23 protein-coding genes are annotated in these 23,639 nt (G+C 50.7%); 7 read left to right on the forward strand and 16 right to left on the reverse strand.

The window, feature by feature from the left end; genetic code table 11:
- Positions 1-395 precede the first annotated feature (395 nt).
- From NF683_RS02160 to NF683_RS02180, 5 genes are all read left to right on the forward strand, one after another.
- The gene (locus tag NF683_RS02160) at positions 396-1,409 is read left to right on the forward strand and encodes an isocitrate dehydrogenase (RefSeq protein WP_125750946.1); all 1,014 of its coding nucleotides are present in this window, start codon (positions 396-398) and stop codon (positions 1,407-1,409) included.
- Positions 1,410-1,506: 97 nt separating this feature from the next.
- Positions 1,507-2,076, forward strand: coding sequence for a sigma-70 family RNA polymerase sigma factor (locus tag NF683_RS02165; protein ID WP_089039648.1), 570 nt, complete (start codon positions 1,507-1,509; stop codon positions 2,074-2,076).
- A gap of 18 nt (positions 2,077-2,094) precedes the next feature.
- Entirely contained in the window at positions 2,095-2,304 is a 210-nt protein-coding gene (locus tag NF683_RS02170; protein WP_226912896.1) for a zf-HC2 domain-containing protein, read from the forward strand.
- Positions 2,291-2,974 carry a DUF3047 domain-containing protein gene (locus NF683_RS02175; protein WP_253921161.1) on the forward strand — a complete coding sequence of 228 codons (684 nt, stop codon included), beginning with the start codon at positions 2,291-2,293 and terminating at the stop codon, positions 2,972-2,974. Before NF683_RS02170 ends, NF683_RS02175 begins: the two co-directional genes overlap by 14 nt.
- A gap of 123 nt (positions 2,975-3,097) precedes the next feature.
- Complete coding sequence (locus tag NF683_RS02180; protein ID WP_253921162.1) at positions 3,098-4,357, forward strand: methyl-accepting chemotaxis protein; 1,260 nt, start codon at positions 3,098-3,100, stop codon at positions 4,355-4,357.
- A gap of 74 nt (positions 4,358-4,431) precedes the next feature.
- Here the strand turns inward: NF683_RS02180 and NF683_RS02185 are convergent, their stop codons facing one another.
- From NF683_RS02185 to dksA, 5 genes are all read right to left on the reverse strand, one after another.
- On the reverse strand, positions 4,432-5,082 hold the full coding sequence (locus tag NF683_RS02185; protein WP_095604014.1) for a peroxiredoxin: 651 nt from the start codon (positions 5,080-5,082) through the stop codon (positions 4,432-4,434).
- 102 nt (positions 5,083-5,184) lie between these two features.
- Positions 5,185-6,222, reverse strand: coding sequence for a CNNM domain-containing protein (locus NF683_RS02190; protein ID WP_253921163.1), 1,038 nt, complete (start codon positions 6,220-6,222; stop codon positions 5,185-5,187).
- Positions 6,223-6,326: 104 nt separating this feature from the next.
- The gene (gene folE2 / locus NF683_RS02195; protein WP_089039653.1) at positions 6,327-7,211 is read right to left on the reverse strand and encodes a GTP cyclohydrolase FolE2; all 885 of its coding nucleotides are present in this window, start codon (positions 7,209-7,211) and stop codon (positions 6,327-6,329) included.
- On the reverse strand, positions 7,211-8,317 hold the full coding sequence (locus NF683_RS02200) for a CobW family GTP-binding protein (RefSeq protein ID WP_253921164.1): 1,107 nt from the start codon (positions 8,315-8,317) through the stop codon (positions 7,211-7,213). Before NF683_RS02200 ends, folE2 begins: the two co-directional genes overlap by 1 nt.
- Positions 8,317-8,802 carry an RNA polymerase-binding protein DksA gene (gene dksA / locus NF683_RS02205; RefSeq protein ID WP_253921165.1) on the reverse strand — a complete coding sequence of 162 codons (486 nt, stop codon included), beginning with the start codon at positions 8,800-8,802 and terminating at the stop codon, positions 8,317-8,319. The genes NF683_RS02200 and dksA overlap by 1 nt, the downstream gene beginning before the upstream one ends.
- 104 nt (positions 8,803-8,906) lie before the next feature.
- Between dksA and NF683_RS02210 the strand changes: the two genes are divergently transcribed.
- Both NF683_RS02210 and NF683_RS02215 read left to right on the forward strand, forming a co-directional pair.
- The gene (locus NF683_RS02210) at positions 8,907-9,566 is read left to right on the forward strand and encodes a DUF1826 domain-containing protein (protein WP_253921166.1); all 660 of its coding nucleotides are present in this window, start codon (positions 8,907-8,909) and stop codon (positions 9,564-9,566) included.
- A 76-nt stretch (positions 9,567-9,642) separates the two neighbouring features.
- Positions 9,643-10,350, forward strand: coding sequence for an inorganic diphosphatase (locus NF683_RS02215; protein ID WP_253921167.1), 708 nt, complete (start codon positions 9,643-9,645; stop codon positions 10,348-10,350).
- 186 nt (positions 10,351-10,536) lie between these two features.
- Here NF683_RS02215 and NF683_RS02220 read toward each other — a convergent pair whose 3' ends face one another.
- The 11 genes from NF683_RS02220 to doeB all read right to left on the reverse strand — a co-directional run bounded on the left by NF683_RS02220 (position 10,537) and on the right by doeB (position 23,615).
- Positions 10,537-11,004: an S-ribosylhomocysteine lyase gene (locus tag NF683_RS02220; RefSeq protein WP_089039658.1), complete on the reverse strand. Its 468-nt coding sequence runs from the start codon at positions 11,002-11,004 to the stop codon at positions 10,537-10,539.
- A 54-nt stretch (positions 11,005-11,058) separates the two neighbouring features.
- Positions 11,059-11,406, reverse strand: a complete 348-nt coding sequence (locus tag NF683_RS02225) for a putative quinol monooxygenase (protein ID WP_009721375.1) — start codon at positions 11,404-11,406, stop codon at positions 11,059-11,061.
- A 61-nt stretch (positions 11,407-11,467) separates the two neighbouring features.
- Positions 11,468-12,145, reverse strand: a complete 678-nt coding sequence (locus tag NF683_RS02230) for a haloacid dehalogenase type II (protein ID WP_253921168.1) — start codon at positions 12,143-12,145, stop codon at positions 11,468-11,470.
- A 133-nt stretch (positions 12,146-12,278) separates the two neighbouring features.
- On the reverse strand, positions 12,279-13,712 hold the full coding sequence (locus NF683_RS02235) for an aspartate aminotransferase family protein (protein ID WP_193085667.1): 1,434 nt from the start codon (positions 13,710-13,712) through the stop codon (positions 12,279-12,281).
- Between the two features lie 70 nt (positions 13,713-13,782).
- The gene (locus NF683_RS02240) at positions 13,783-15,279 is read right to left on the reverse strand and encodes an NAD-dependent succinate-semialdehyde dehydrogenase (protein ID WP_038477754.1); all 1,497 of its coding nucleotides are present in this window, start codon (positions 15,277-15,279) and stop codon (positions 13,783-13,785) included.
- A gap of 247 nt (positions 15,280-15,526) precedes the next feature.
- Entirely contained in the window at positions 15,527-18,304 is a 2,778-nt protein-coding gene (locus NF683_RS02245) for an aminotransferase class I/II-fold pyridoxal phosphate-dependent enzyme (protein WP_193061781.1), read from the reverse strand.
- A gap of 64 nt (positions 18,305-18,368) precedes the next feature.
- The gene (locus tag NF683_RS02250) at positions 18,369-19,352 is read right to left on the reverse strand and encodes a C45 family autoproteolytic acyltransferase/hydolase (RefSeq protein WP_232471389.1); all 984 of its coding nucleotides are present in this window, start codon (positions 19,350-19,352) and stop codon (positions 18,369-18,371) included.
- A gap of 56 nt (positions 19,353-19,408) precedes the next feature.
- Positions 19,409-20,881 (reverse strand): biotin carboxylase, encoded by a 1,473-nt coding sequence (locus tag NF683_RS02255; RefSeq protein WP_089039663.1) that lies wholly within the window; start codon positions 20,879-20,881, stop codon positions 19,409-19,411.
- A gap of 154 nt (positions 20,882-21,035) precedes the next feature.
- The gene (locus NF683_RS02260) at positions 21,036-21,905 is read right to left on the reverse strand and encodes a carbon-nitrogen hydrolase family protein (RefSeq protein WP_038477761.1); all 870 of its coding nucleotides are present in this window, start codon (positions 21,903-21,905) and stop codon (positions 21,036-21,038) included.
- A gap of 193 nt (positions 21,906-22,098) precedes the next feature.
- Complete coding sequence (locus NF683_RS02265) at positions 22,099-22,575, reverse strand: Lrp/AsnC family transcriptional regulator (RefSeq protein ID WP_089039665.1); 477 nt, start codon at positions 22,573-22,575, stop codon at positions 22,099-22,101.
- Positions 22,576-22,583: 8 nt separating this feature from the next.
- Entirely contained in the window at positions 22,584-23,615 is a 1,032-nt protein-coding gene (doeB, locus tag NF683_RS02270; RefSeq protein WP_089039666.1) for a N(2)-acetyl-L-2,4-diaminobutanoate deacetylase DoeB, read from the reverse strand.
- Positions 23,616-23,639: the final 24 nt, after the last annotated feature.

A 23,639-nucleotide genomic window follows, 5' to 3' on the forward strand; every position in this document is an offset into this window, starting at 1 on the left:
AATGAACGGCCATAGGATGCACAAGCGCCGACATAACGCGATAGGCGTCACGCGCTTATATAAAGGAGGGAATTACTTAGGGCGGAGTCATCAGCCCAGAAAAGATGTGAGTAAATGCAGTCATAAGTAATATTCTGTACGGTTGCAATAAGCAAGGTGCGACAAAGCGCAGCATTCTAACAGCATCACAGCCGCATTGCATCTCACGCCACTCTGGTAGCCCACACTGTGATACGCGCTGATACGCCCCCACCTCTACTTAGGCAGGGTGACCTCGCGACTGATTGTGGCGTACCATTGCGCCACCAGAAACGATGACAATTGCCAACGTTTTATGTTGAAGCGGCACACATAGTCACGTGCCGAATATGCCCGCCAAAGAGGAGAAATAGATGATGAGTCAGTCAATTGCGGTGATTAAAGGCGACGGTATCGGCCCCGAAATTATGGATGCCACCCTGCGCGTACTTGATGCGCTGGAGTGCGGCCTGAATTATGAGTTTATCGATGCTGGCCTGGCGGCGCTTGAAAAACACGGTACGCTGATTCCTCAAGAATCGCTTGATGCCATCGAGAAGTACGGTATTGCTCTGAAAGGCCCGCTGACCACCCCTATTGGCAAAGGTTTCTCCTCCATCAACGTGCAGCTGCGTCGTCATTTTGACTTATACGCCAACGTGCGCCCGGCGATTAGCTTCCCCGGTACGCGTTCGCGTTACAACGATATCGATATGATTACCGTGCGGGAAAACACCGAAGGTGCCTACCTCTCTGATGGCCAAGAGATGATTGACGATGGCAATACCGGCATTTCAGTCATCAAGGTAACCCGCCAGGGTTCCGAACGCATTGTGCGCTATGCGTTTGAGCTAGCAAAAAATAACGGCCGTAAAAAAGTCACCGCTGTACATAAAGCTAACATCATTAAAACCAGCTCTGGCCTGTTTTTGGATGTCGCTCGGGAAGTCGCCAAAGAGTATCCCGAGATCGAATTCCAGGAAATGATTGTAGATAACGCCTGCATGCAGCTAGTGATGAATCCGCACCAGTTCGATGTCGTTGTCACCACCAACCTGTTTGGCGATATTCTTTCTGACCTATGTGCGGGGCTAGTGGGCGGATTAGGCTTGGCGCCCGGTGCTAATATCGGCGAAAAGGCTGCTATTTTTGAAGCAGTTCACGGTTCTGCACCGGATATTGCCGGACAAAAAATCGCCAACCCTTGCGCCCTGCTGTTAGCAGCCGCCCAAATGCTTGATCACTTAGGCATGAACGAAAAAGGCGACGCGATTCGTCACGGAATTCGCGCGGTGCTGGAGACACGCCGCGATATGGTGACACCCGACATGGGCGGCACCGGCACAACCGATACATTTGCCCAAGCGCTCGTAGAGCACTTAACCGCTTAACTGTTTAGGTGCTTCTCCCGTCACCGCACCGCATCTTACGCGGTGATGGGATCCTTGAGCTTTAAGCCTGACTTTTCTTAGCTTAGGGAAGCTCACATTGCCTATCTCCTCACAGCAAGCTGCCGAACACTTCAGTCATATGCGCCCCCGTCTGCTTGCATTTGCACGCTTGCAGCTTAGGGAGAGTGCTGCCGCTGAAGATGCCGTTCAGGAAACGTTGCTCACCGCGTTTGAAAAAACCAGTTCATTTGAAGGGCGCTCAGAATTTGAAACCTGGGTATTTGGCATCTTGAAATTTAAGATACTTGACCATCTGCGCCAGCAGAAAAAACAGGGGCGCTGGCAGCCGCTAAATGACTCAATCGACGAGGACACGTTAGACCGGCTATTCAAATCAAATGGGCATTGGCAGGCCAGCGCCCGCCCGCACGACTGGGGAGAACCTGAGCATATTTTAGAGAACCAGCGCTTCTGGCAAGTGTTCGATGCCTGTTTAATAGCACTACCCGACAGTATCGCGCGGGTATTTACCTTACGAGAGCTGATGGGATTATCGACACAGGATATTTGTAAGGAACTCGACATAACAGAAACTAACTGCTGGGTTATCTTACACCGAGCACGGTTAAGGTTAAGAGCGTGCTTGGATAACGGCTGGACTCAGTAGGAGCCAATAAAGATGCTAATGTGCCGTGAAGCAACGCGTTTGATGTCACTTAAGCAAGATAGAGCACTCACTTTTCGCGAACGTACTGCACTACGCATACATCTCTCTATGTGCAGCGCCTGCCGCGCCTGTAGCCGACAATTTGACCTGCTTCACAAAATAGGTGAGCACCACCCTGCTGTACCAAAAAAATCGACAGAAAGCGGTGGTCGTTATGAGCCTCGCTAGTGCTTTTCCCATCAAAGGAACAGCACTAGCTAGCCTATTTTTTAGCCCGTTATTATTTACAACCGCTAGCGGGCAAGAGATACGCTTTACACCTAACCAAATCATGACCTGGCCTACCCGAAGCTTCGAAGGCGAAACACGCTATTCCATTGTTGAGAAATCAGGCCAACGAGTGCTTGAAGCCAATGCTCAGGGCCAGGCCTCTGCACGCTACCTGGAACGCGATATTAATTTAAATGAAACGCCCTATCTTCACTGGTGCTGGCAAGTAGACTCAATCTATCCGGGCGTTGATGAGACAGCGAAAGCGGGCGATGACTATCCAGCACGGGTTTACGTGGCTCGCAAGACGGGGATTCTTCCCTGGCAGGTCGAATCGGTTAACTATGTCTGGTCCTCTACCCGACCTCAGGGTGCCTCGTGGCCAAATGCCTTTACTGACCGAGCACAACTGATGGCACTGCAAAGTGGCAATAGCGCGGTTGGGGAATGGGTGGCAGAAGTACGCGATGTCCGTGCTGACTACCAAGCTCTTTTTGGCAGTGCTCCTAGCCAAGTCAACGGTATCGCCTTAATGAGTGATGGTGATAATACAGGCGGCAACGCCACCGCGTGGTTTACCCAACTAGGCTTTTCTAGCCTTAGCACTCCCCCTACATGTCCCCAATAGTCAAACAAGGCTAGCATACCATTTATTTATACAAAACCATTACAAACAGAGTGCCTTTTATTAAGATCTGATCTACTATCACCCTATTCTCGGTGACAACAGACTAGATTTAAGGGACTACCAATGCTCGCATATTTCGCTTCTGACGCCTTACGTAGCGCCCTAACCCAACATACTGCGTGTATCTATTTTTCATCGGAAGGCATTATCCAAGAGGCTAGTGAGCCGTTTTTAGCCTCTATGGGGTACTTATTAGCTGACATTAAGGGGCAGCATCACCGTATTTTTTGTTTTCCTGAAGAAACGTCTAACCGTCAATATGATGATTTTTGGAAATCACTTGCAGCAGGTGTAAGCCAGCAGGGGCGTTTTCGGCGCATGAATGCACTTGGCGAAGAGGTATGGCTTGAGGCCACCTATTTACCGATCAAGAACCGTCGTGGCAACGTTGTACAGATTTTAAAAGTAGCCACTGACGTGACTAAAGAGCACCAAAACGCCGCTAGCGAACGTTTCATTCTTCAAGCCCTAAATAGCTCAATGGCAGTCATTGAATTCACAACTGACGGCTTTATTCTGGATGCCAATACTAATTTTGAACAAGTAATGGGTTATCCTCTGCACAAACTTCGTGGCGAACATCATCGACTGTTCTGCGATAACGATTTTTACCGAGAACACTCAGATTTCTGGCAACGCTTAAGCCAAGGGGAGTATAAGCAGGGTAAGTTCTTACGCCTAAATGCCAAAGGAGGCGCCGTTTGGCTGGAAGCTACTTATAACCCTATCTTTGATGACGAGGGTAAGGTGGTAAAGGTCGTTAAGTTTGCTACCGATATTACTCAAGCAATGCTGGCAACTGAAGCGGCTAAAGCCACAGTAAGCAGCGCTCAAGCATCGTCTAGCCAAACCGAGCGAATTGCTCAAAATGGGTTAACCCACTTGCAAACGGTGCTTTCTGACTCACAACATGCTGCCCATACGCTCAACGAAGCACAGCAACTAATCACTGCACTAAACCAACAAGCGGAACAGATTAACAAAATTACTGCATCAATCGCGCAAATTGCCAGCCAAACAAACTTGCTTTCATTAAATGCCGCGGTAGAAGCAGCAAGAGCAGGTGAACAGGGCCGTGGATTTGCTGTAGTAGCAAATGAGGTACGCCAATTAGCCAAAGGATCAAGTGAAGCGGTGAGCGAAATCACTCGAGTTCTAAAAGAAAATAATGCACTTGTCGCCCGCACCACCCAGGCAATGCAGCAAGTGGTCAAGCAAGGTGAAAGCAGTCAAACGAGTGTTAAAGAAATAGAGTCAATTGTGAGCGAAATTTTGCAAGGCGCGCAGAATGTTTCTCACTCTATCGAACGACTCTCTCTTTAGCACCTTGATAAGAAAAAAACTCGCCATGTTTATGGCGAGTTTTTTAGTCTTAAAACGAGGTAGCGTTAACTTACTTAGCGCAATTTCGTTTTACGCAGGTACGGCAGAACAGCGTCAAATTCACCGAACTTCTGCTTGGCATCTTCATCAGACACGCTCGGCGGAATAATAACGTCCTGACCAACTGTCCAGTCAGCAGGCGTTGCAACGCCATGTTTTGCCGTGGCTTGCAGTGCATCCAGCGCACGCAGAATTTCTGCGAAATTACGGCCTACCGTCATCGGGTAGGTCATCGATAGCTTCAACTGCTTATCCGGCCCGATAATGAACACCGAGCGTACCGTTGCGCTATCGGCGGGGGTGCGGCCATCTGGCAGATAAGCATCTTCTGGCAGCATATCGAACAGTTTGGAAACCTTTAGGCCTTCATCGGCAATAATGGGGAAGCCAACCTTATTGCCGCAAACTTTCTCGATATCGCTTGCCCAGCGTTTGTGGTCTTCAACGCCATCCACAGAAACGCCAATGACTTTGGTGCCGCGCTTTTCCCATTCGGGGCTCAGCGTTGCCACTGCGCCGAACTCTGTGGTGCAGACCGGCGTGAAATCTTTAGGGTGAGAAAAGAGGATCGCCCAGCTATCGCCGATCCAGTCGTGAAAATGAATCGGGCCTTGGCTAGTTTCTGCTTCGAAATCAGGCACTACCGCATTGATACGTAATGACATCGTTCCTCCTCATTAGGGTCAAGTGACCTTAATACCTTATATGACTTTCAACGCCTTCACTATAGAACGTTTCGCGCTATAGCAGTGAAACATTTGCTATGCTCAATCCAGCGACGTGGCGTCTTTCTCTTCCCGCTTGATGCGCTTTACCCAGCGCTGTTTTGCATAGTGGCGCAAGTTCGCCACACTGTCGGTTTCATCGACAATATCTTGACCTAATATCGTCTCAATGATGTCTTCTAGGGTGATAAGGCCCACAAAGGTGCCGTGTTCATCATAAACCACCCGCATGTGCAGGTGATCCTTCAACATTGATGTAAACACCTGCTCGACATTGTTCGATACTTCGACACTACCAATTGGGTGCATCAGTTCACGCATGGTTTTGGCATCATCGGCGTGATACATATCGGCCTTGTGCACATAACCAAATGCCTGCTCACCGTTATCCATCACAGGGAAACGCGTGAATGGCATTTTGCCATACTGCTCGTCAAACTCCTTGACCGTCATGTTAGGCAATACCGTTTCACAGACAGTACGGGGCGTCATCGCTTTATTGACCGCAATTTCATGCAAATTCAGCATGTTAATAATGGTGCGTGACTCATCCGCATCCAACACTTGCTCTTCTAAACCTACCCGCGCCAACACTTTAATTTCATCGCGCAAGTCAACATCATGCTCCGACTTTCCTAAGCGGCGCGTAATCTGTTCAGACATCCAGATAAACGGCAGCAACCCAATGATCATTGGGTTCAGTAACCGTGGCAACACCGGTGATAGACCTCGCCAATAGGTAGCACCAATCGTTTTGGGAATGATTTCAGAAAGAATTAAAATCAGCATGGTCATGACGGCAGACACAATGGCAATAGAGGCTTCGCCAAACACGACCGCGGCCTGCGCCCCCACTGCCGTTGCACCGACAGTATGCGCAATGGTGTTAAGCGTTAAGATCGCGGCCAACGGCCGATCAATATTGGTTTTTAGCTTCGTCAGCGCTACATGAAGCTTGGGATTATCTTCTTTTTGCTTGGCGATATAGCTCGGCGTAATAGACAGCAATGCTGCTTCAAGAATAGAGCACAGAAAAGAGAACGCGATTGAAAGGGTAGCAATCGTGATAAGAAGGAACATGGGAGCTCATAGTGATGGATGATGCATCGTATATAAGGCCACGACTGCTTGGTGTCAATGCATAAACACATGTTTATTCTCTTACAGCCAGCAAACAATATTTATCACCACTGCCACTCACTTCTCGCCACTGCATCGTGGGCATGTAAACTTTCTGCGTGAACTACCTTTAGCTGGAACCCTGAAATATCAGCCATCTTTCTAAGCGCTCCATCCAGACGTTTGGCGGCATCTTCACAGAACATCAGATTCTGACCATTGGCGAGCGCAAATGCCTGCTCATCAATACGTTTAACAGCTGTCTGTAACGCTGTCCCCAGGGCGTTCTCAATACGCTCAATAAGGTCGGCAAGCGGTATGTCATCGTTTCCTGCCAGCCGTATGGAACAGTGGGCAACACTGCGCTGACTATGTGGAGTGGCGAGTACCCCTTCCTCGCTGCCTAGCCACGCGAGTACGGCCTGCTTGGTTAAGGGAATCTCTTCAAAATCTTCCGCAAACGCTTGCTGAATTAGCTGTCTTGCTAATGCCGCTGAGCAGGGGCAAGTTGAGGAGTAACCAACGGATACGTCTAGCTCCACCTTGAAACCTGACGGTGTGAGCTGGCTGTGCAGTGTAAACGGATAGCCTTTCCAACCTGACAAAGGGCTGATCAGCGCGTCACGTTTAAGTAATGCCTCCCCACTGAACGTTAGGTAAGCGTTTTCTGATAATGCGTGGTGACTCTCCAAAAAAGCCGCAAGAACACGATGAAGTAACGTGGGCGTTAGCGCCTGGTGCTCTAATGCATCCAATGCGGTATACAGCCGTGACATGTGGATACCGCGAGCACCGGCTTCTTCAAGGCTAACGCCCGCTGACACATTAGCGTTTACTTGGCTCCCCGCCAGCCTTACTGGCAGCGCCACGCCTTCCATACCAACCCAGGAAAGCGTGCCCGGTAAACGGGCAGGTTGTTGGGCAATATCGGGTAAAGTAAAAGCCGTCATTAAATTGCCTCGTTCGTTGATGAGTTAAAGGGTGTGAAATAACGATAAAGCTGCGCCACAGTGGCAGGCGCGACATTTTGAGTAATGAAGACAAACCGAGAAATGCGGTCATTAACACACTGCATCGGCAGAGGCGTCGGCGGGTGGAAAATGTGCTGGACGCCGTGCAGCGCGAGCGGTTCATCACGATCGGTAAGGTGCACAATCGCTTTAATGCGTAGCATTTTCTCGCCCATCAACGACATCAATAGATCCAGCCAGTTTTCCAAAGCGTCTGGGGTAATTAATTCCTCAACGCAAAAACAAAACGCATTGATATTCTCCCCATGGCGAGTCAACGTTGGCTGGCTAGTGGGCTGCACAAAAGCAGCGCTACTGTCGCCCTGCTGCTTCTCCTCGTGCTTAACATCTTCAGCATGGATAACGCTGTAACGTGCTGACTTCAGCCACTGCTCTACCTGGTATCGTTGAGAATCCCGACGAAAAAGCCCTGCGCCTACCAACAACTCGGGCGAAAGATTACCGTTCACCACCTGCCACTGCTCTGCGGCGGGATTGATGGACGCCAGTTGGTTAGCCAGTGGTGTTAGGCGAACTTCGTCGACCAGGTCAGTTTTGGTGATGAGTAATCGGTCAGCTATCGCAATCTGGCGCTGTGACTCACGATGCGCCTGCAGCGTTGCCTCACCGTTCGCGGCATCAACACAGCACACCACGCTATCCAACTGGAAACGGTGGGCAAGCCAATGATCGGTCATTAACAGCTGTAAAATAGGGGCGGGATCGGCCAGTCCTGTGGTTTCAATCACAACACGGGAAGGTGCTGGTTTTCCCTCTGCCAACAGCGAATCAATAGCCTGCTTTAGCGTACGGCTTAAGTCTCCCCTCAATGTGCAGCACAAACAGCCGCTGCTCATCTCCACCACCGCTTGCTCATCACTCTGGGTAATCAGTTGATGATCTAGTCCAATATCACCAAACTCATTAATTACGATCAGCGTGTTTTGCATTGACGCTTGGCGTACCCAGCGATTGAGTAACGTTGTCTTACCGCTCCCTAAAAAACCGGTCAGTACGTTAACCGGTGTCAGCGTGGAGAACTGCATCACTCCCCCCGTGCCTTGCGGAAATGGTGCTCTTTACGCTCCTGGCGCTCCTTTGCCTCAATGCAAAGCTTTGCCGTGGGACGAAAAAGTAGCCGTTGAAGACCAATTGGCTCGCCAGTTTCTTCACAGAAGCCGTATTCGCCATTTTCGATGCGCTGTAAGGCTGCATCGATATTAGTGATCAACCGACTTTCGCGATCTGCTTGGCGAAGTGACAACCGTAGCTCCTCCTCAAACGAGGCCTGATCAGCCTCGTCGCTATCTCTCTCATGAGAGGCGATAGCCGTTTTCACCTCGCTTAAATGCGCTTCAAGCTCCGCAAGTTCGTTTAAAAGCCGCCGACGAAAAAACGCAAGCTGCGCGGCATTCATGTACTCGTCCTCTGATGAGGCCAACAGCAGAGCCTCCTCAGTTTTTTTTGCATCTGGGAATTCAGCGCCACTGTCTGTTCTGGCAGTTACTGACTGAGTGATATCGGGTTGCAATGGTTAGACTCCTTTTGATAAAAACGTTATAACATAACAAATAAAGCTCTGCGACCTAACCTTTCTCAATCCTAATGCACTGCTAAACGTAACAGGAGACCTACATGCCAACCCCACACTCTCATCAAGCAGTCTCTTGGCGACTACCACAACACGCCGCACTGGATACCGACATCAGCGTGCTTCCGCGTATATTTGAAGAGCAGATTAACATCGCTATTCTGCACCGCGCTCTGCCCGCCGATGTGGCGCTTAGCGCAAACGCACAGAGCCAGACATCGCGAGACTGGCAGTACGCATGGCTTGGCAGCCCGACAGATGACTTTAAAAATGACTTGCGTCGCAAGCTCCCAGAGCCCTCAGCAGGAGATGCGTTGGTTGACGATATCGCAACCGTTGCTGAAGCCATCGCATTCCTGTTTGATACCGATACCGTGGGCATTCGTCTACGCTTATTAACAGCGGCGATGTGCCCACGTTTTCACTGCGACAACTTGCCGGTACGTTTAGTGACCACCTATGTCGGCCCGGGTAGCGAATGGTTACCTGAAAATGCGCTTAATCGCGCGGGGCTGGGTGCCCCAACGCCTGATCGCCCAGAGATTATCAGCGACCCAAGCGCTATTCAGCGGTTGCATGCCGGTGATATCGCGTTGCTAAAAGGCAGCGGCTGGGAGGGCTGTGAAGAGCATGGCTTAGTGCACCGCAGCCCCTCTTTGGAGACAGGTCAAAAGCGGCTATTGCTAACGATAGACCCCGCTTGATCGACTTACCCCTGTCACTAATTCGTCACTCCCCCCTGATAGGATTTATCGAATTAAATCGCTTACGGGAATGGTCATGGATAACAAACTACTGCTGGCAGGTGTAATAAGCATCTCGATGTTAACGTCGACGGCGTATGCTGAGTCATTAGGCAATCTAGCCTTTTCTGACACAACGCCCTATACCTCAGACATGACCCTAAAAGATGATTTCACCATTGCCGGTGATGACGATTTAATGGCGATGGATGCCATTAATAGCAACGGTTATGCCAACGCCATTATCGAAATACCCACAGGCACGTCTGCCAAATGGGAAGTTAGCAAAGAGGACCCGAATGCGGTTTATTGGGAGTATAAAGACGGCGAGCCGCGCGTTGTAAATTACCTGGGTTATCCCGGCAATTATGGCGCCATCCCGGGTACTGCCCTGCCCAAAGAACTAGGCGGTGACGGTGACCCACTCGATGTGATCGTCTTAGGCCAAGCGTTACCGCGCGGTGAAGTCGTTGATGTACGTGTTATTGGCGTTTTAAAAATGTTAGACGACGGCGAGCAAGACGACAAACTGGTGGCAGTACTTACCCAGGATTCACCGTTTGCCCATATTGAAAGCATGCAGCAACTCGATAGTGAGTTCCCTGGTGTTAGCCAGATTGTTGATATCTGGTTCGCGAATTACAAAGGCCCTGACGGTGGTATGGAAGGTCTTGGGTTTGAAGACGCCGAGTCAGCGTTAGCCGTACTAGCAGCAGCTGCTGAGAATTTTTCAGCCACGCAATAATCTGATTAAATCAAACCGTCGTATTTTAAATCGCTTAAACATCACTGCTCGATTGATAGAGCAGTGATGTTTATACCTTTCCCCATGCTTAACGTTATTGGGCGTTTTCCAATGGTTAATGACCCAACACTAAAACGCCCCCATAAAGGAGGCGTATTGCTGATATTGCATGCTTTCATTTACTGCTTAAGCAAATACGTCAGTCCACTCACTGCGCTTAGCCAGCAAGCCTTTGGCTAGCGCTTGGGCACCTTCCAGGCTGTGACTGGCGGCCCAGCCGCACTGCATCTCATTACAGGCGGGTACTTCCGTGGCAGTCAGCACATCGTTGAGCGTTTGCTCGATAATGCTTAGCACGCCGTCATAATCGTCGTGGTTAATCATCGCGATATAAAAACCGGTTTGGCAACCCATCGGGCTGATATCAACCACTTTATCGGTGTGATTACGCGACATTTCAGCCATCAGATGCTCCAGGGAGTGCAGCGCAGGCATCTCCATGTGCTCTTTGTTGGGCTGGCAAATACGCAGATCATACTTGTGGATACGGTCGCCATTTTGGCCTTCTTTAATATCGGCCAAACGCACGTAAGGTGCTTTTACCTTGGTATGATCCAAGTTAAAGCTTTCGACGTTCATTTTCTTTTCAGTCATGTTGGCTCCGTCATCTAGGTACAACGCTTACTTATTCTACACCGTTACCGCTTTTCACACCTTGGGAGCGTCGAAATTCCACGGCTCGTCGGTATAAACACACACGTTGGCATCTTCAATATCGCCGTCGGGTGACTCGACGTGCTTAGCGAAAAAATCTTGTATCTCTTTGCGCTGACAGTGGGCTTCAAACTCTTCTCGGCTGGCCCAGATTTCATGAAACACGATCGGGTAGCTGGTGCCCTGGGCAAACGGGTTGTCGATTTGCCGAGTCACAGTGTAGTGAATACAAGCATCTTCGCGATGGGTGTTTGGCTCTAAAGACTGCAGCGCTTTAAATACCGCTTCTTCTTTTCCCGCTTTGGGCTTAAAGCTGGCGATACAGTAAATTTTTTCCGACATGGTCATATCCTAAGCGGTTAAGTTGGCATCATTATGCGGCTTGTCGGTGTGGGTTAACAACCTAACGGCTCATTCGTTCAGCCAGCATTTCCAAATCTGGCACTGTCATATCCGGCTCTCCTCCCCAGGGATCGAACGGCGCATCAGGGTGACGGCGCACCCAGGCGCTATGTAAACCTGCATGCGTTGCTCCAATCACATCAAAAGGATTGCTAGAAATCAGCCAGGTATGTTCTGGGCGTGCTTCTAAACGTGCGCGTAAGTAGGCGTATACCGCAGGATCAGGCTTGAAGCGCTTAACGTCATCAACACTCACCACCGCATCCATGTGGTTTTCCACACCTGCGCGGGCCAGTAGCTTAGTGACAGCTTCTTGAGTGCCGTTAGAAAACGCCACGCAGCGAATTCCAGCATCACGTAGTTGATCTAGGGCAGGCAGCACATCTGGGAATGCAGGTAACTCCGCATAAACCGCCATTAAGTGGTCATGGTCGTTATCAGAAAGACCGCTTTGCATCGCACGATCAGTGAACAGTAATGCCTCCCGGATGCACTCCGAAAACGGCACATAGGCTCCCATCAAACCATGGCGAAAGCTGTATTCCAGCTGTTTTTCCCGCCAGCGCTTAGCAAAATCCCCAGCTTTGGCGGCGTCACTTAGGCGGCGTTCCAGCTCAACCGTTACCCCTTGGGTATCAATGAGCGTGCCGTATACATCAAAAGCAAGTACCGGTTGCATGATAACTCCTAACCTGATGGGTCGGATAATGGTGGGAGATAGGTGATCTCATGCATTTAGCATAGCTGCCCTCCTCAAAAACAAAAACGCCGCTGCGATATAGGCAGCGGCGTTTGGGGAGCGTTAAGCGCTATTAAATCGTAAAGGCGGCTTCTTGCTCACCGGTTTTAAGATCACCGGAACGCACCAGCTCATCCGTCACGCGATCAATGGCACGCTTGGCGCGACCAATCATTTCGTCAACTTCACCACGGTTAATGGTCAGTGGCGGTGCAAAGCCTAGAATATCGCCTTGAGGCATCGCACGGGCGATCAGGTTTTCTTCCATTGCCGCTGCTGCAACACGCGGACCAACTTTCAACGCCGGGTCGAAATGCAGGCGCTGTTTGGCGTCTGGTGAGAACTCTAGAGCGGCCATTAGGCCAACACCGCGTACGTCGCCAAGCAACGGGTGACCTTCAAAGGTGGCCTTGAGCTGCTGCTGGAAGTAGCCGCCAGTTTCAGCAGAGTTACCCACTAGGTTTTCGCGCTCGATAATATCCAAATTGGCAAGACCAGCGGCACAGCCTAGTGCGTGACCTGAATAGGTCCAGCCATGGCCGATGGGACCAAACTCACCAGTACCCTGCTCAAGCACTTTCCATACTTTGTCGCCAACAATCACGCCAGAAAGCGGCTGGTACGCGCTGGTTAGCCCTTTCGCAATGGTGACCAAATCAGGCTTCATGTTGTAGTGGTGGCTACCGAAGTCCGAGCCGGTACGGCCAAAGCCACACACGACTTCGTCGGCTATCAATAGCACGTCATACTTGTTCAGCACTGCTTGAATCGCATCCCAATAGCCTTCTGGCGGCGGTACGATACCACCGGTACCCAGCACCGGCTCACCGATAAATGCTGCGACGGTGTCGGGGCCTTCTTCCAGAATCATTGCCTCTAATTTCTCGGCACAGTAGGCAGAAAACTCAAGTTCTGTCATACCGTGCTGTTCTGCCGCGCGCAGATAGTAGTGCGGCGCTTCAGTGTGGCGAATGGTGTCGATTGGCAGGTCAAAATGGTCGTGGAACGCTTTAAGACCGGTTAGTGAACCAGAGGCGATGCCGGAACCGTGGTAACCACGCATACGCGAGATCACTTTTTTCTTCTGCGGGCGCCCCAGCACGTTGTTGTAGTAACGCACTATTTTGAGCTGTGTTTCATTCGCATCAGAGCCTGACATGCCGTAATACACCTTGGACATGTTCATGCCAGCGATTTTCAGAATACGCTCAGAAAGTTCAATCTGCGGTTCGTTCGAGTGGCCTACATAGGTGTGGTAATAAGAAAGCTCTAGCGCTTGCTTATAGATCGCTTCAGCAACTTCAGTGCGGCCATAGCCGATATTGACGCAGTAAAGGCCCGCAAAGCCGTCGATAAACTCACGGCCATCTTTATCTACGATATTAATACCTTTACCGCCAGTGATAACACGACCTGGCAAATCGCCGTGGGCGAAGTCGCGCAGGTGCGTAGAGGCGTGAAAAGTGACTTTACGGTCGCGTTCGATCAGATCCTGATGCAAGCTCATAACGTTCTCTCTATACAGTCCCTCCCCACCGTGTGGGGAGGTTGCTTAAATTAATAAAACCGATTGGATATCAACTTCCCGATACTGAACCTAATGCCCCAAGGCAGTAGTACTTCGTTTCTAAATACTCATCGATACCGGTAGCGCCGCCTTCACGGCCAAGGCCGGACTGTTTCACGCCACCAAAAGGAACCGGTGGGCCAGTCATTTTCACGGAGTTGACGCTAACCATGCCGTACTCCAACGCCCGCATTAGCTTCCAGATGCGGCGAATATCATGGGTGTAGATATAGGCCGCTAAGCCGTATTCGGTGTCATTGGCCATTTCAATAACTTCGTCATCGGTACTATAAGCGGTAATACCGGCCACCGGGGCAAAGTTCTCTTCACGCCAGACTTTCATTTGCGGTGTTACGTTGGTCAACAGCACTGGCATAAAGAAGTTATCGCCCGGTGCTTGGCTCTGGTCACCAGCAATCATCGTGGCACCTTTGGAAATCGCATCATCAACAATCGATGCTGCTTTTTCGACGGCCTGGCGATGAATCAGCGGGCCCAAATCAACCTCTCCATGCAAACCGTTACCCACGGTAAGTGCCGCCATGCGCTCGGTAAATTGCTCAACGAACTCATCGTGGATAGATTCGTGAACCAAAATGCGGTTAGCGGCTAGGCAATCTTGCCCGGCCGTTTGAAACTTGGCCGAGACTGCAGCATAAGCTGCCTCTTTGGGATCCATATCCGGCCCAACGATAAACGGCGCGTTGCCACCTAACTCCAGCGATAGCCGTTTAACCGTATTTGCGCTCTGTTCAATCAACAAGCGGCCAACACGGGTAGAACCCGTGAAAGAGAGCGCTCGGATACGCGGCTCGCTGCACAAAATTTTAGAGACTTCTGCAGGATCGCCCAGCACGACGTTAAAAATACCTTCCGGAATACCTGCCCGCTCGGCAAGCTCCGCCAGCGCCAGCGCCGAGAACGGCGTTTCATTGGCAGGCTTGATGATCACCGGACATCCAGCGGCCAACGCCGCTGCAGCCTTGCGGGTAATCATGGCCAGCGGGAAGTTCCACGGCGTAATCATCGCCGCAATGCCTACCGGCTCTTTAATGGTGCCCAGTGATGCATTGGGAATATGGCTGGGAATGGTTTCACCGTAGGTGCGTTTCCCCTCTTCAGCGAACCAACGCACGAAACTGGCACCGTACTCTACTTCGCCACGGGCATCCGGCAGCGGCTTGCCCTGCTCCAGCGTCATGATGGTGGCCAAGTCTTCACGATTGGCTTGAATCAAATCATACCAAGCCAGCAAGCGCTCGCAGCGCTCGTCAGCGCGTAGGGCACGCCACTGTACAAAGGCAGTTTCAGCAGCATCTACGGCAGCGGTAATTTGCTCAGCTTCCAGCAAGGGAATGTGGCCAATGGCTTCATTGGTCGCCGGGTCATACACCGCTTCTTCGCGGCCGCCGTCACCATGGGTCCATTTACCGTCTACGTAGGCGTACTGACGGAACAGACGCGGATCTTCCAAGCGCTTAGTGAGCGTGGTCGATAGTGTGGTCATGGGCACCTCCCCAGGTTGCAGCCAGTGACGGTGAAGCCAATCGCTGGCGACAAACCGTTGCACAGAAAATGTTGCTAAAAAATCGATCTACAGCCCAACGTTTCGATGGGCTGTTTCAGTGTGTCTAGCGTAAGGGAGATACCGCACGAAGTGTTTTTGAAAGCGCCGGATAATTCCGGCGCTTTTTTTGTGAAAGCATGCTTTATAGTGATTTTTTTTGGCAGCGCCTCTATTTAATCTGCTGCATTTAACCTGCGGCGGGGTTAATCAAAGCCTCCTCAGTAAACACCACTAGCCCTAACTCCGGCCGATAGCCATGGATCTCAGTGACATCCAGCGCCTGCAGAAAGGCTAAAATTTCTTCGCTGATGACCTGCCCTGGCACTAATACCGGAAATCCTGGCGGATAAGGGATGACAAAACTTGCCGATACAACATCGCGTCCAGCACGCATTTGCGACTGCAACTTGCCATTATCGAAGCGTAAGTACTCAGTATTCTCTTCGTCGTAACTCAGAAAGTAAGCACAACGAATATCACCCTGGGGCGTATCAGGATTCGGCCGGAAGGCGTCGTGGAAACGACTGAAGTCAGGTAGTGGCGGCAAATCATGATTCAGCGAATGCACCTGATTCTCGATGATTTTGCGCTCAGGGCGGCTACTGTCTTCCAAGCGATATTCGAACTCTTTCGCCAACTTGATCAGCACATCCAACAAGTAGGCAATAGAGCCCCGTGTCGTGCCGATATTGGTCATAAACAGTACGGTGTTGCGAGATGTCTTGTTGATCTGAACCCCGTACTTATTCATCAGGTATTCATTCTTAAAGGTATCGCCGTCAACGCCCGTATTACCGATGGCAATCGTGACACGGGTAGGGTCAACCACAAACTCGTCTCGCGCCCAGGCTTCCTCCATCTTATTCCACCCTGTCACCGGGTCGTAATAGGACTCTACACCCGACTCGCGGTAGGCTTCAGGCACCATGTCGCTATTTTTTAATACGCGGAAATATTTCTGCAGTAATGGGTGGGTGTAGAGCTGTTCGCGAAGCGAAAGCGCTGTCTCTACCTGGGCATGTACCAGTTCGAAACCTTCCATTTCCGCCTGCATTCTTCCCACATCCAGCGATGCCACAATCTGATAATTAGGCGAGGTGGAGGTATGAGTCATGTAGGCTTCATGGAAAGAAGCCTCCACTTTCTGGCGAAAATCCTGATCCCACACGTGAATCATGGAGCCTTGGCGTAACGAGGTCAGCGTTTTATGGGTTGAATGGGTTGCATAGGTGCGAATGCGCACCTCGTCTGGGTCGGGCATCAGTCGCTGGTCAAGCCATGTAGCGTCATCTTCTGGATCGAGCTTATCGAACTCGGCTTTCCAAGCCGCATACTCTTCCCGATAACTCTCACTGCGGTAACGATCCCGCAACGTACGTGCCGTGTTCATAGCGGTACGTGGCCGATACGTCGGGTTAAAACCAGCGAAGGCAAACCATGCTTCATCCCAAAGAAAAACCAGATCTGGTTTAATCGCTAAGCACTCTTCCATCACTCGGCGCACGTTATAGACGATGCCATCGAAGGTGCAGTTGGTCAGCAACAACATCTTAACTTTGTGCAATTGTCCGGAACGCTTGTAGGACAGCAGCGTTTTCTTGATTTCATGCAGCGGCACCGCACCGTACATGGAATAATCATCAAGCGGATAGGAGTCTAAATAACTGACATGTGCCCCAGCTAGCACCATGCCGTAATGATGCGACTTGTGACAGTCACGATCGATCAACACAATGTCTCGCGGCTTAATCAGCGCCTGCACCACAATTTTATTGGCAGTGGACGTACCATTAGTCACAAAGAAGCTACGACGAGCTCCAAAGGCGCGGGCAGCGTACTCTTGTGCCTTTTTGATTGGCCCAAACGGTTGTAACAGCGAGTCTAGCCCCCCCGATGTTGCGGATGTTTCGGCCAGAAAAATATTAATGCCGTAGAAGTCGATCATGTGCCCTGCCCAGTGGGACCGAGTCACCGACTTACCCCTGGAAATGGGCATGGCATGAAACACCCCTGTGGGCTTCCTACTGTATTCACGCAGAGCATCAAAAAACGGTGTGCGATAGCGATTATCAATGGCGCGTAAAATCGTATGATGCTGCTCGATGTAATCCGTTTCGCGGTAGAAGATACGGTTGAAGTGCTTAATATCTCGACTTGCCGTAGCTTCAACATCACCGCTCGTCACCAGAAATTGATCAATTTCCGGGCGCAACTCATGAATCATCGAACTCAGCAGGATACTGCGATCAGCTTCGCTATGGTGCTCCAACTCATTTTCTGAGAGACCTTCCAGATAATTACGCAAAGCACTGAGGTTATACTTGGACTTATACGGAAACTCGTAGCGAATCAGACATGCTTGTATATTAGGATTCACCAATATGGCAATCAACGCATCTTCAAAGCTTTTTACCGTTACAACATCGTAAACAAAGCGATCTTCAGGTCGGCGCATGTTATGAAATGCTTCACGCACCACATCTTCTTCCTGATTAGAAAGATTATCTACGATCAGCAGTTCAAAGTAAGGTTGCGCCGAGCTATTGGAAGCCGGGTGTCCGCGGCGAAGTTGATTAAGGGCGTCCAAAGCCTCCATGTCTTCAGCACCCGCATCCGTCTCAGAAAGATCTACATGCCGTCGACGATAGGACTCACTGATCAACGCCCTTACCAAACGCTTAACGACTTTATCTAACAGCGCATATTCACCGCGATTAAATAGCGTCCAAAGGTGGCGAAAATCCTCTTTAGATGGAAATGCGTGGTAGTCCTCAATAATCTCTAAGCGTGTCAACTTGATGTCGATAGCTTTAATCAAGTTTTTGGCGCGATCCTCTTCTTTAAGGCGCGTCAAAATACCCAAATCACGTTTAAGCTCATTCCAGGTATCAGCACGAAGTTGGGAAATTTTGTGATAAAAACCCAGGGCGGTGTAGGAAGTTTCGGTTGGATTATTCTCTTGCATGACGACACCCATCCTTTTTAGGTATTTATCTGGACAAGACACTTGCCTCAGCAACAGTACTAAATCAGCCGGACAGCCCGCGGGAGCCATAGCGCACGGTAATTTGCTCTTCTGGAAACACATCGAAGTTCAAATCTAATACTCTACCGGGCCAGCGAAACTGGGTAAGCCTTTCCTTGGTGCGATATACCGCGGTATACACTGTGCCCAGGCCACGCCGATAGTCATGGCGAAACAAAGGGGGAGCGGAAAAAGCCGAAATTAGTCGCTCTTCAGTGGTGGCGTCATCGTCCACCAGAATCGAGAGCTGACGCTCGCGAATCAAGGTTTCGGAGGCCAGCGCATGGGCATACCATTCGATTTTCTTTTGATGATTGGTAGCCACCGCCACCCGCCGAATGCTGGCGCGGCGATCCGGTGCAATCATCGCCGTGACATAACGCCCTGAAGCATCTGCCACGGTAATGTTGTAGGCCATATGGGTAGGCACTCTCGCAAGTACCGCAGCAGCTTCGGGCACGGTATCGCAAAATTCGAGAATGTAGCGAAGAATAACCGGCGCACCAAAGCCATCCCCCACCACCTTGCGCCCACCAAAGGCCAGAGAAACAGCAAGCCCAGAATCGTTCATCCCGTCTAGCACGCCCCACAGGCAATCAGACATGGCGATAACACGGCGTTGATTCCAGCGGGTGTAGAGAATGGAGCCCTCGCACAACTCCGGTGGGTAATCATAGTTGCGTGCCAGCACAGTTGACGTCGGCCTTGCTAGTACCGCCTGTGAGCAACCGGTAATATACGGCGGCGGACGATACAAACTCAGTAGCCGTGACGAAAGATCCCCTCCACCGGCTACTTCACACAGCGTGCGGTAAGTCGCCAGCAATTCGGGCATGTGCTTGCGTAAGGCGTTATGACACTCCAGATAAGAGGGACGCTCACGCTCACCTTCGGCCAGATACCAGGGCTCATAGGCAGGCCAGTGGTAATGGAACAACGACTGCCATTTTGGCCCCGCCACCTCTTCATGCACGGTGCGAAACGTCAAGGCTTTGTCCAGCTCCACACCAGGCGCTCGGCCTGCAACAAAGTTGCTGTCCATGATTAAAGAATTTTGAAGTTGCCACCGCCGATAGCATGGCTGACGGCAACTTCCTCCACCACTGGGTCTTGCAACGCCTGTCCGGTGTACTGACCACGGATGCCGTCTATCCAAGCCTTGGCACGCTCATTCAGTTGGAAGTCATCATCCATTAGCCGCCCCCGGGTGATCAAAATACCCAGGTCGGCCCCTTCATACCGGAAGTCTCCTGCGCCACTAATGCGCAGAAAAAAGGCTTCATGCTCGTTCTCTGCCGCGTGGGGGTGATAGCTATAATGATCATAAGCAATTTCGCCCTGAGCATTCATGCGCCATACGCCGGTAGTAGGCGCTTCCGTTAACAGGTCAACGCTTTCATCGGTATGCTTGATAACCAGCTGGCTCCAGCTGTCGACACTTTCAGGGTGCGCCCAACGCTCATTGATATCATTGATGTCCAGGTCAAAATCGACATCCGAAAATTCAAGCAGGTGAAACAGGAACAGTGGAATATCAGAATGAGCAAAAGCCGCCACATTCGTCAGAGAGCTTGCTCCTGTCACACGGGGGTTAAGTTCACCCAGATACACTTCATGGGTATCCATATCAATCAGGAAATCGAGTTCAAAATAGCCTCGATAACCCTCTTCGCGCAGTGCCTCACCAAACTTAAAGGTGTACTCGCGCGCTAAATCACGCACTTCCTGACTAAAGGCGCCGGCGAACATTTCGTTGCCACACCAACCGCCCTTATAAGGAGTCAAGGACTTGAAGCCTACAAGCTCTGTCATCAACGGGCCAACGACCGTACCGCAACGCGTGGCACAAGCTTCTATCGCCGAGCCGCGACAGTTGATGCGCTTCATGATCTTGACCTCGGGTTCGGCTTCGATCTCTTCAGCATGCTTGTAATAGTCTTCTTCACTGGCAATAAAGAAGGTGGTATGACCAGAATCGCCAAACGCGGTCTGTACCACTAAATCGTTACCGAGCGACTCGCTGACCTCTAGAAGCTCCTGATAACTGCCTACCCTGGCCAGCACGTTGGGCACGCTGGGCACGCCCGCTTTATTGCCGATACGCACCGTCTCAATTTTATTATCCATCCGCTTGCGCAGTTCGGCGGGAGGGAAGGCAACCCGCAGGCCCAACTGCTCACAAATTTCTTCGGTGTGCTCATCGAACATTAAAAACGCTGCCACCCCAGCGCTTTCGCCATTGGCTCGTGATTGAATGAAATCAATGACTTCTTTGTGCTCAAGCAGATAGTTATTAATATCTTCAATGCTCTCGAAGTCGCGGGGAAACTTCTGTTTAGGCACGAAGACATTACGCTGCTTGCCTTCAAAGCAGTCAATATAGTTAATGTGACGGAAGCTACCTACCCAATCACCGATACCCAGAAGATTGAAGTTCGTCGCAGAAATAAAGTAAACCGGCTCTTTATTGTTTAGAAAATATCTACGGACATCTGCAATGGACGTTATTTTATTCATTGTTTTCGCTCCTTGTATGACACGTACTGAAGGCCGTGTTGAACTAGTGCTGCCTAGGAGTTTCGCTAAATATCGCGATATTCGCCTAAATTGATCATCCAGCTTGGCGCGAAATCCATTCTTCTTGTGATGATGGGTCAAGCCACATAGGCTCCTAAAAAATGTCTTGGTCGGTACGTACAGGTTTAGCAAGTGGTCCTAAGGTGTCAAGGAAAGGGGAAGATCCGTTTTCGCTACGGTATAGCGAAAAATCGACTTCACGGTCACGGAAACTTTTCAGTGGCTGGCCCAAACCGCGCAACCCTGTTTCGCGCTCGCGGCGGACGCGGTTGAGGTCAATTTCGATGGGTATGACTTCTTCACCAATACCCGCTTGATGGATCACGTCGCCAGAGGGACCAACGACGATAGAGCGGCCATTCCCCAACGCGCCAGCGCCATTGATATCGAAGAAGTAACACTGGTTGATCGCCGCATTGGTGCGGGCAATTGACAGCTCAATATCTCGGTCAATGGTATCCGTCATCGTGGGGTGGAGAATGACTTCGGCCCCCATTGAAGCCAGGGTACGAGTCGTTTCGGGAAACCACATGTCATAACAAATAGAAACGCCAAAGCGGCCTATCGTTGGCACATCGAAGACCACAAATTCACTGCCGCCCTCGACGCCAGCTTCGTAAGGTCGGAACGGAAACATCTTACGATAACGCGTTACAACTTGGCCCAGAGGGTTAATCACTACCAAGGTATTGTAAGTATGCTCGCCGACTTGCTCGAACATTGATCCCGGAATTAACCAGATGCGGTGTTGCGCAGCCAATTGGCAAAAAAATGCTTCGGTATCGCTGGGCAACGTTTGAGCGTGGAGCGGTGAAGCTCCCATCGGCATTAATTCGCTGAACAGCACCATTTGAACCTGAGGAAAACGATTCATTAGCGCATCGATCCGATGGCGCATAGCCTCGGTATTGTCGCCATGGTGCAGGGCATGCATTTGAACACCGGCAATGGTGAAATATGACATTAGCTTCTCTCTGCGTCAGGCGATCTGACTGTTTCCGCTTAGCAAATTAACTTCTATGGATGTCTTTCACTAAGCTAGTGGTGAGTGGCATTAATTTTCATGTTAAGCCAATGAAACGCTGAAATAGCGTTGATCAAATACCTGGATAAATTGTTAAATTCGATTTAGATAGATCGATTTACATAGACCAACATTACAAAAAGTCGTTTGATCCAATACCTGGTTCGGTCCGCTTAACCGATTTGGTCACGATATAGGTGAAATAACGCTCTATTCCCACGTCCGAGACCAACCAACTATCGATCAAGCGTTGATAACTGTCGATGGAAAACACTTCAAACTTCACCAGATAATCCACACCGCCACCTACCGCCACGCACTCTGTGGCGTCTGGCGTTTGCATGACTAATGCTTCAAAGCGGGAAAAGCTTTCAGCATTGTGCTGTTTGAGCTCGATCTGCACCCATACGGCGTTGCGCGGCACTAATACATCGGCATTAATGCGCGCAGTATATCCTTCGATAACGCCCGCATTTTCCAGACGTTTAACTCGCTCCCAGCAGGGACTCACCGAGAGGTTGATGGCTTCCGCCAGCTTCGACTTAGTGATTCGTCCATCCCGAGAGAGAATATCGAGAATTTTTAAATCATAACGATCCAATTTCATCATGCGGGTTGTCACGCCTCCAGGCGTTCAACAACATCGGCAATCACCGCCAGGGTGTCCCCCATATTGATTAACGATGGCGCACGGCGAGCCATTAAGATGCCGTCACGTTCCGCTTTGTAAGCCACAGGAGCGGTACCGCTGCGGGTCATATCGTAAACATAGGCAATGGTTTGGCCTTTTTTCACCTCATCACCCAACGCCACTAGCAGCTCTAACACCCCAGAATGCTGGCTTTGCACGTAACAGCTGGCATCTGGCATATCGAGGTACATTTGCCCACCCTCGGGCATTTCTACTGTGCCTTGCACCAAACCGTAATGGATCAAAAAATTGCGCACACCGCGCTCAGCAATCGCAATGCTTTGCGGCGTGGACGTACCGCCGCCGCCAAGCTCAGTGGCCACAAACACTTTGCCCTGGCGCTCACAGGCCGTATCGAACAGTTTTTCTGCATCTAGCTCAAACATCACCATCGCATAGGGAGCGCCGAACGCTTTAGCGCCTTCCAACGCCGCCTGCTGTTGGGACTTATCGTCTAAAACGTGAGAAGCGCCGAACGGCAAAATATCCAGCGTACGGCCACCAGAGTGCAAATCGAGCACTACATCGCTAATAGGAACCAGCGCGCGGGTAAAATAATCAGCGATTTGCGACGTTACGGTGCCGTTTGGGTCCCCTGGAAAACTACGATTCAAGTTGCCTTTATCCATCGGCGACGTGCGCTTTCCAGCCATGACTGCTGGCGTGTTCATACACGGTACGATAATGACTCGCCCGCTCACCTCTTCCGCTTTCAACGTGGAAGAAAGCTTCAACAACGACGTTATGCCTTCGTATTCATCGCCATGATTCCCACCCGTTAATAACGCCGTGGGGCCTTCGCCATTTTTAACCACGGTAATAGGTATCATTACCGCGCCCCAGGCAGACTCATCGGTGGAAATCGGCAGTTTTAAAAAGCCGTGCTGTACGCCATCGGCGTCGAAATCAACGGTGGCGGAAATAGGGCTAGGCCGCAGTTGGTTCGGTTGAAGCGTCATTGTATGTCCCTTGTATTGTATAGA

It is taken from the genome of Halomonas sp. MS1, from assembly GCF_024182575.1.
GTDB lineage: Bacteria > Pseudomonadota > Gammaproteobacteria > Pseudomonadales > Halomonadaceae > Vreelandella.

Excerpts from the sequence above, each read along its gene's own strand:
- NF683_RS02160 (WP_125750946.1), top strand. The coding sequence starts at position 396 with ATGAGTCAGTCAATTGCGGTGATTAAAGGCGACGGTATCGGCCCCGAA.
- NF683_RS02265 (WP_089039665.1), bottom strand. The coding sequence starts at position 22,575 with ATGATGAAATTGGATCGTTATGATTTAAAAATTCTCGATATTCTCTCT.
- NF683_RS02255 (WP_089039663.1), bottom strand. The coding sequence starts at position 20,881 with ATGAATAAAATAACGTCCATTGCAGATGTCCGTAGATATTTTCTAAAC.
- doeB (WP_089039666.1), bottom strand. The coding sequence starts at position 23,615 with ATGACGCTTCAACCGAACCAACTGCGGCCTAGCCCTATTTCCGCCACC.
- NF683_RS02220 (WP_089039658.1), bottom strand. The coding sequence starts at position 11,004 with ATGACTGAAAAGAAAATGAACGTCGAAAGCTTTAACTTGGATCATACC.
- folE2 (WP_089039653.1), bottom strand. The coding sequence starts at position 7,211 with ATGACGGCTTTTACTTTACCCGATATTGCCCAACAACCTGCCCGTTTA.
- NF683_RS02235 (WP_193085667.1), bottom strand. The coding sequence starts at position 13,712 with ATGAGCTTGCATCAGGATCTGATCGAACGCGACCGTAAAGTCACTTTT.
- NF683_RS02175 (WP_253921161.1), top strand. The coding sequence starts at position 2,291 with ATGAGCCTCGCTAGTGCTTTTCCCATCAAAGGAACAGCACTAGCTAGC.
- NF683_RS02215 (WP_253921167.1), top strand. The coding sequence starts at position 9,643 with ATGGATAACAAACTACTGCTGGCAGGTGTAATAAGCATCTCGATGTTA.
- NF683_RS02225 (WP_009721375.1), bottom strand. The coding sequence starts at position 11,406 with ATGTCGGAAAAAATTTACTGTATCGCCAGCTTTAAGCCCAAAGCGGGA.
- NF683_RS02200 (WP_253921164.1), bottom strand. The coding sequence starts at position 8,317 with ATGCAGTTCTCCACGCTGACACCGGTTAACGTACTGACCGGTTTTTTA.
- NF683_RS02185 (WP_095604014.1), bottom strand. The coding sequence starts at position 5,082 with ATGTCATTACGTATCAATGCGGTAGTGCCTGATTTCGAAGCAGAAACT.
- NF683_RS02170 (WP_226912896.1), top strand. The coding sequence starts at position 2,095 with ATGTGCCGTGAAGCAACGCGTTTGATGTCACTTAAGCAAGATAGAGCA.
- NF683_RS02240 (WP_038477754.1), bottom strand. The coding sequence starts at position 15,279 with ATGACCACACTATCGACCACGCTCACTAAGCGCTTGGAAGATCCGCGT.
- NF683_RS02190 (WP_253921163.1), bottom strand. The coding sequence starts at position 6,222 with ATGTTCCTTCTTATCACGATTGCTACCCTTTCAATCGCGTTCTCTTTT.
- NF683_RS02245 (WP_193061781.1), bottom strand. The coding sequence starts at position 18,304 with ATGCAAGAGAATAATCCAACCGAAACTTCCTACACCGCCCTGGGTTTT.
- NF683_RS02230 (WP_253921168.1), bottom strand. The coding sequence starts at position 12,145 with ATGCAACCGGTACTTGCTTTTGATGTATACGGCACGCTCATTGATACC.
- NF683_RS02210 (WP_253921166.1), top strand. The coding sequence starts at position 8,907 with ATGCCAACCCCACACTCTCATCAAGCAGTCTCTTGGCGACTACCACAA.
- NF683_RS02260 (WP_038477761.1), bottom strand. The coding sequence starts at position 21,905 with ATGTCATATTTCACCATTGCCGGTGTTCAAATGCATGCCCTGCACCAT.
- NF683_RS02180 (WP_253921162.1), top strand. The coding sequence starts at position 3,098 with ATGCTCGCATATTTCGCTTCTGACGCCTTACGTAGCGCCCTAACCCAA.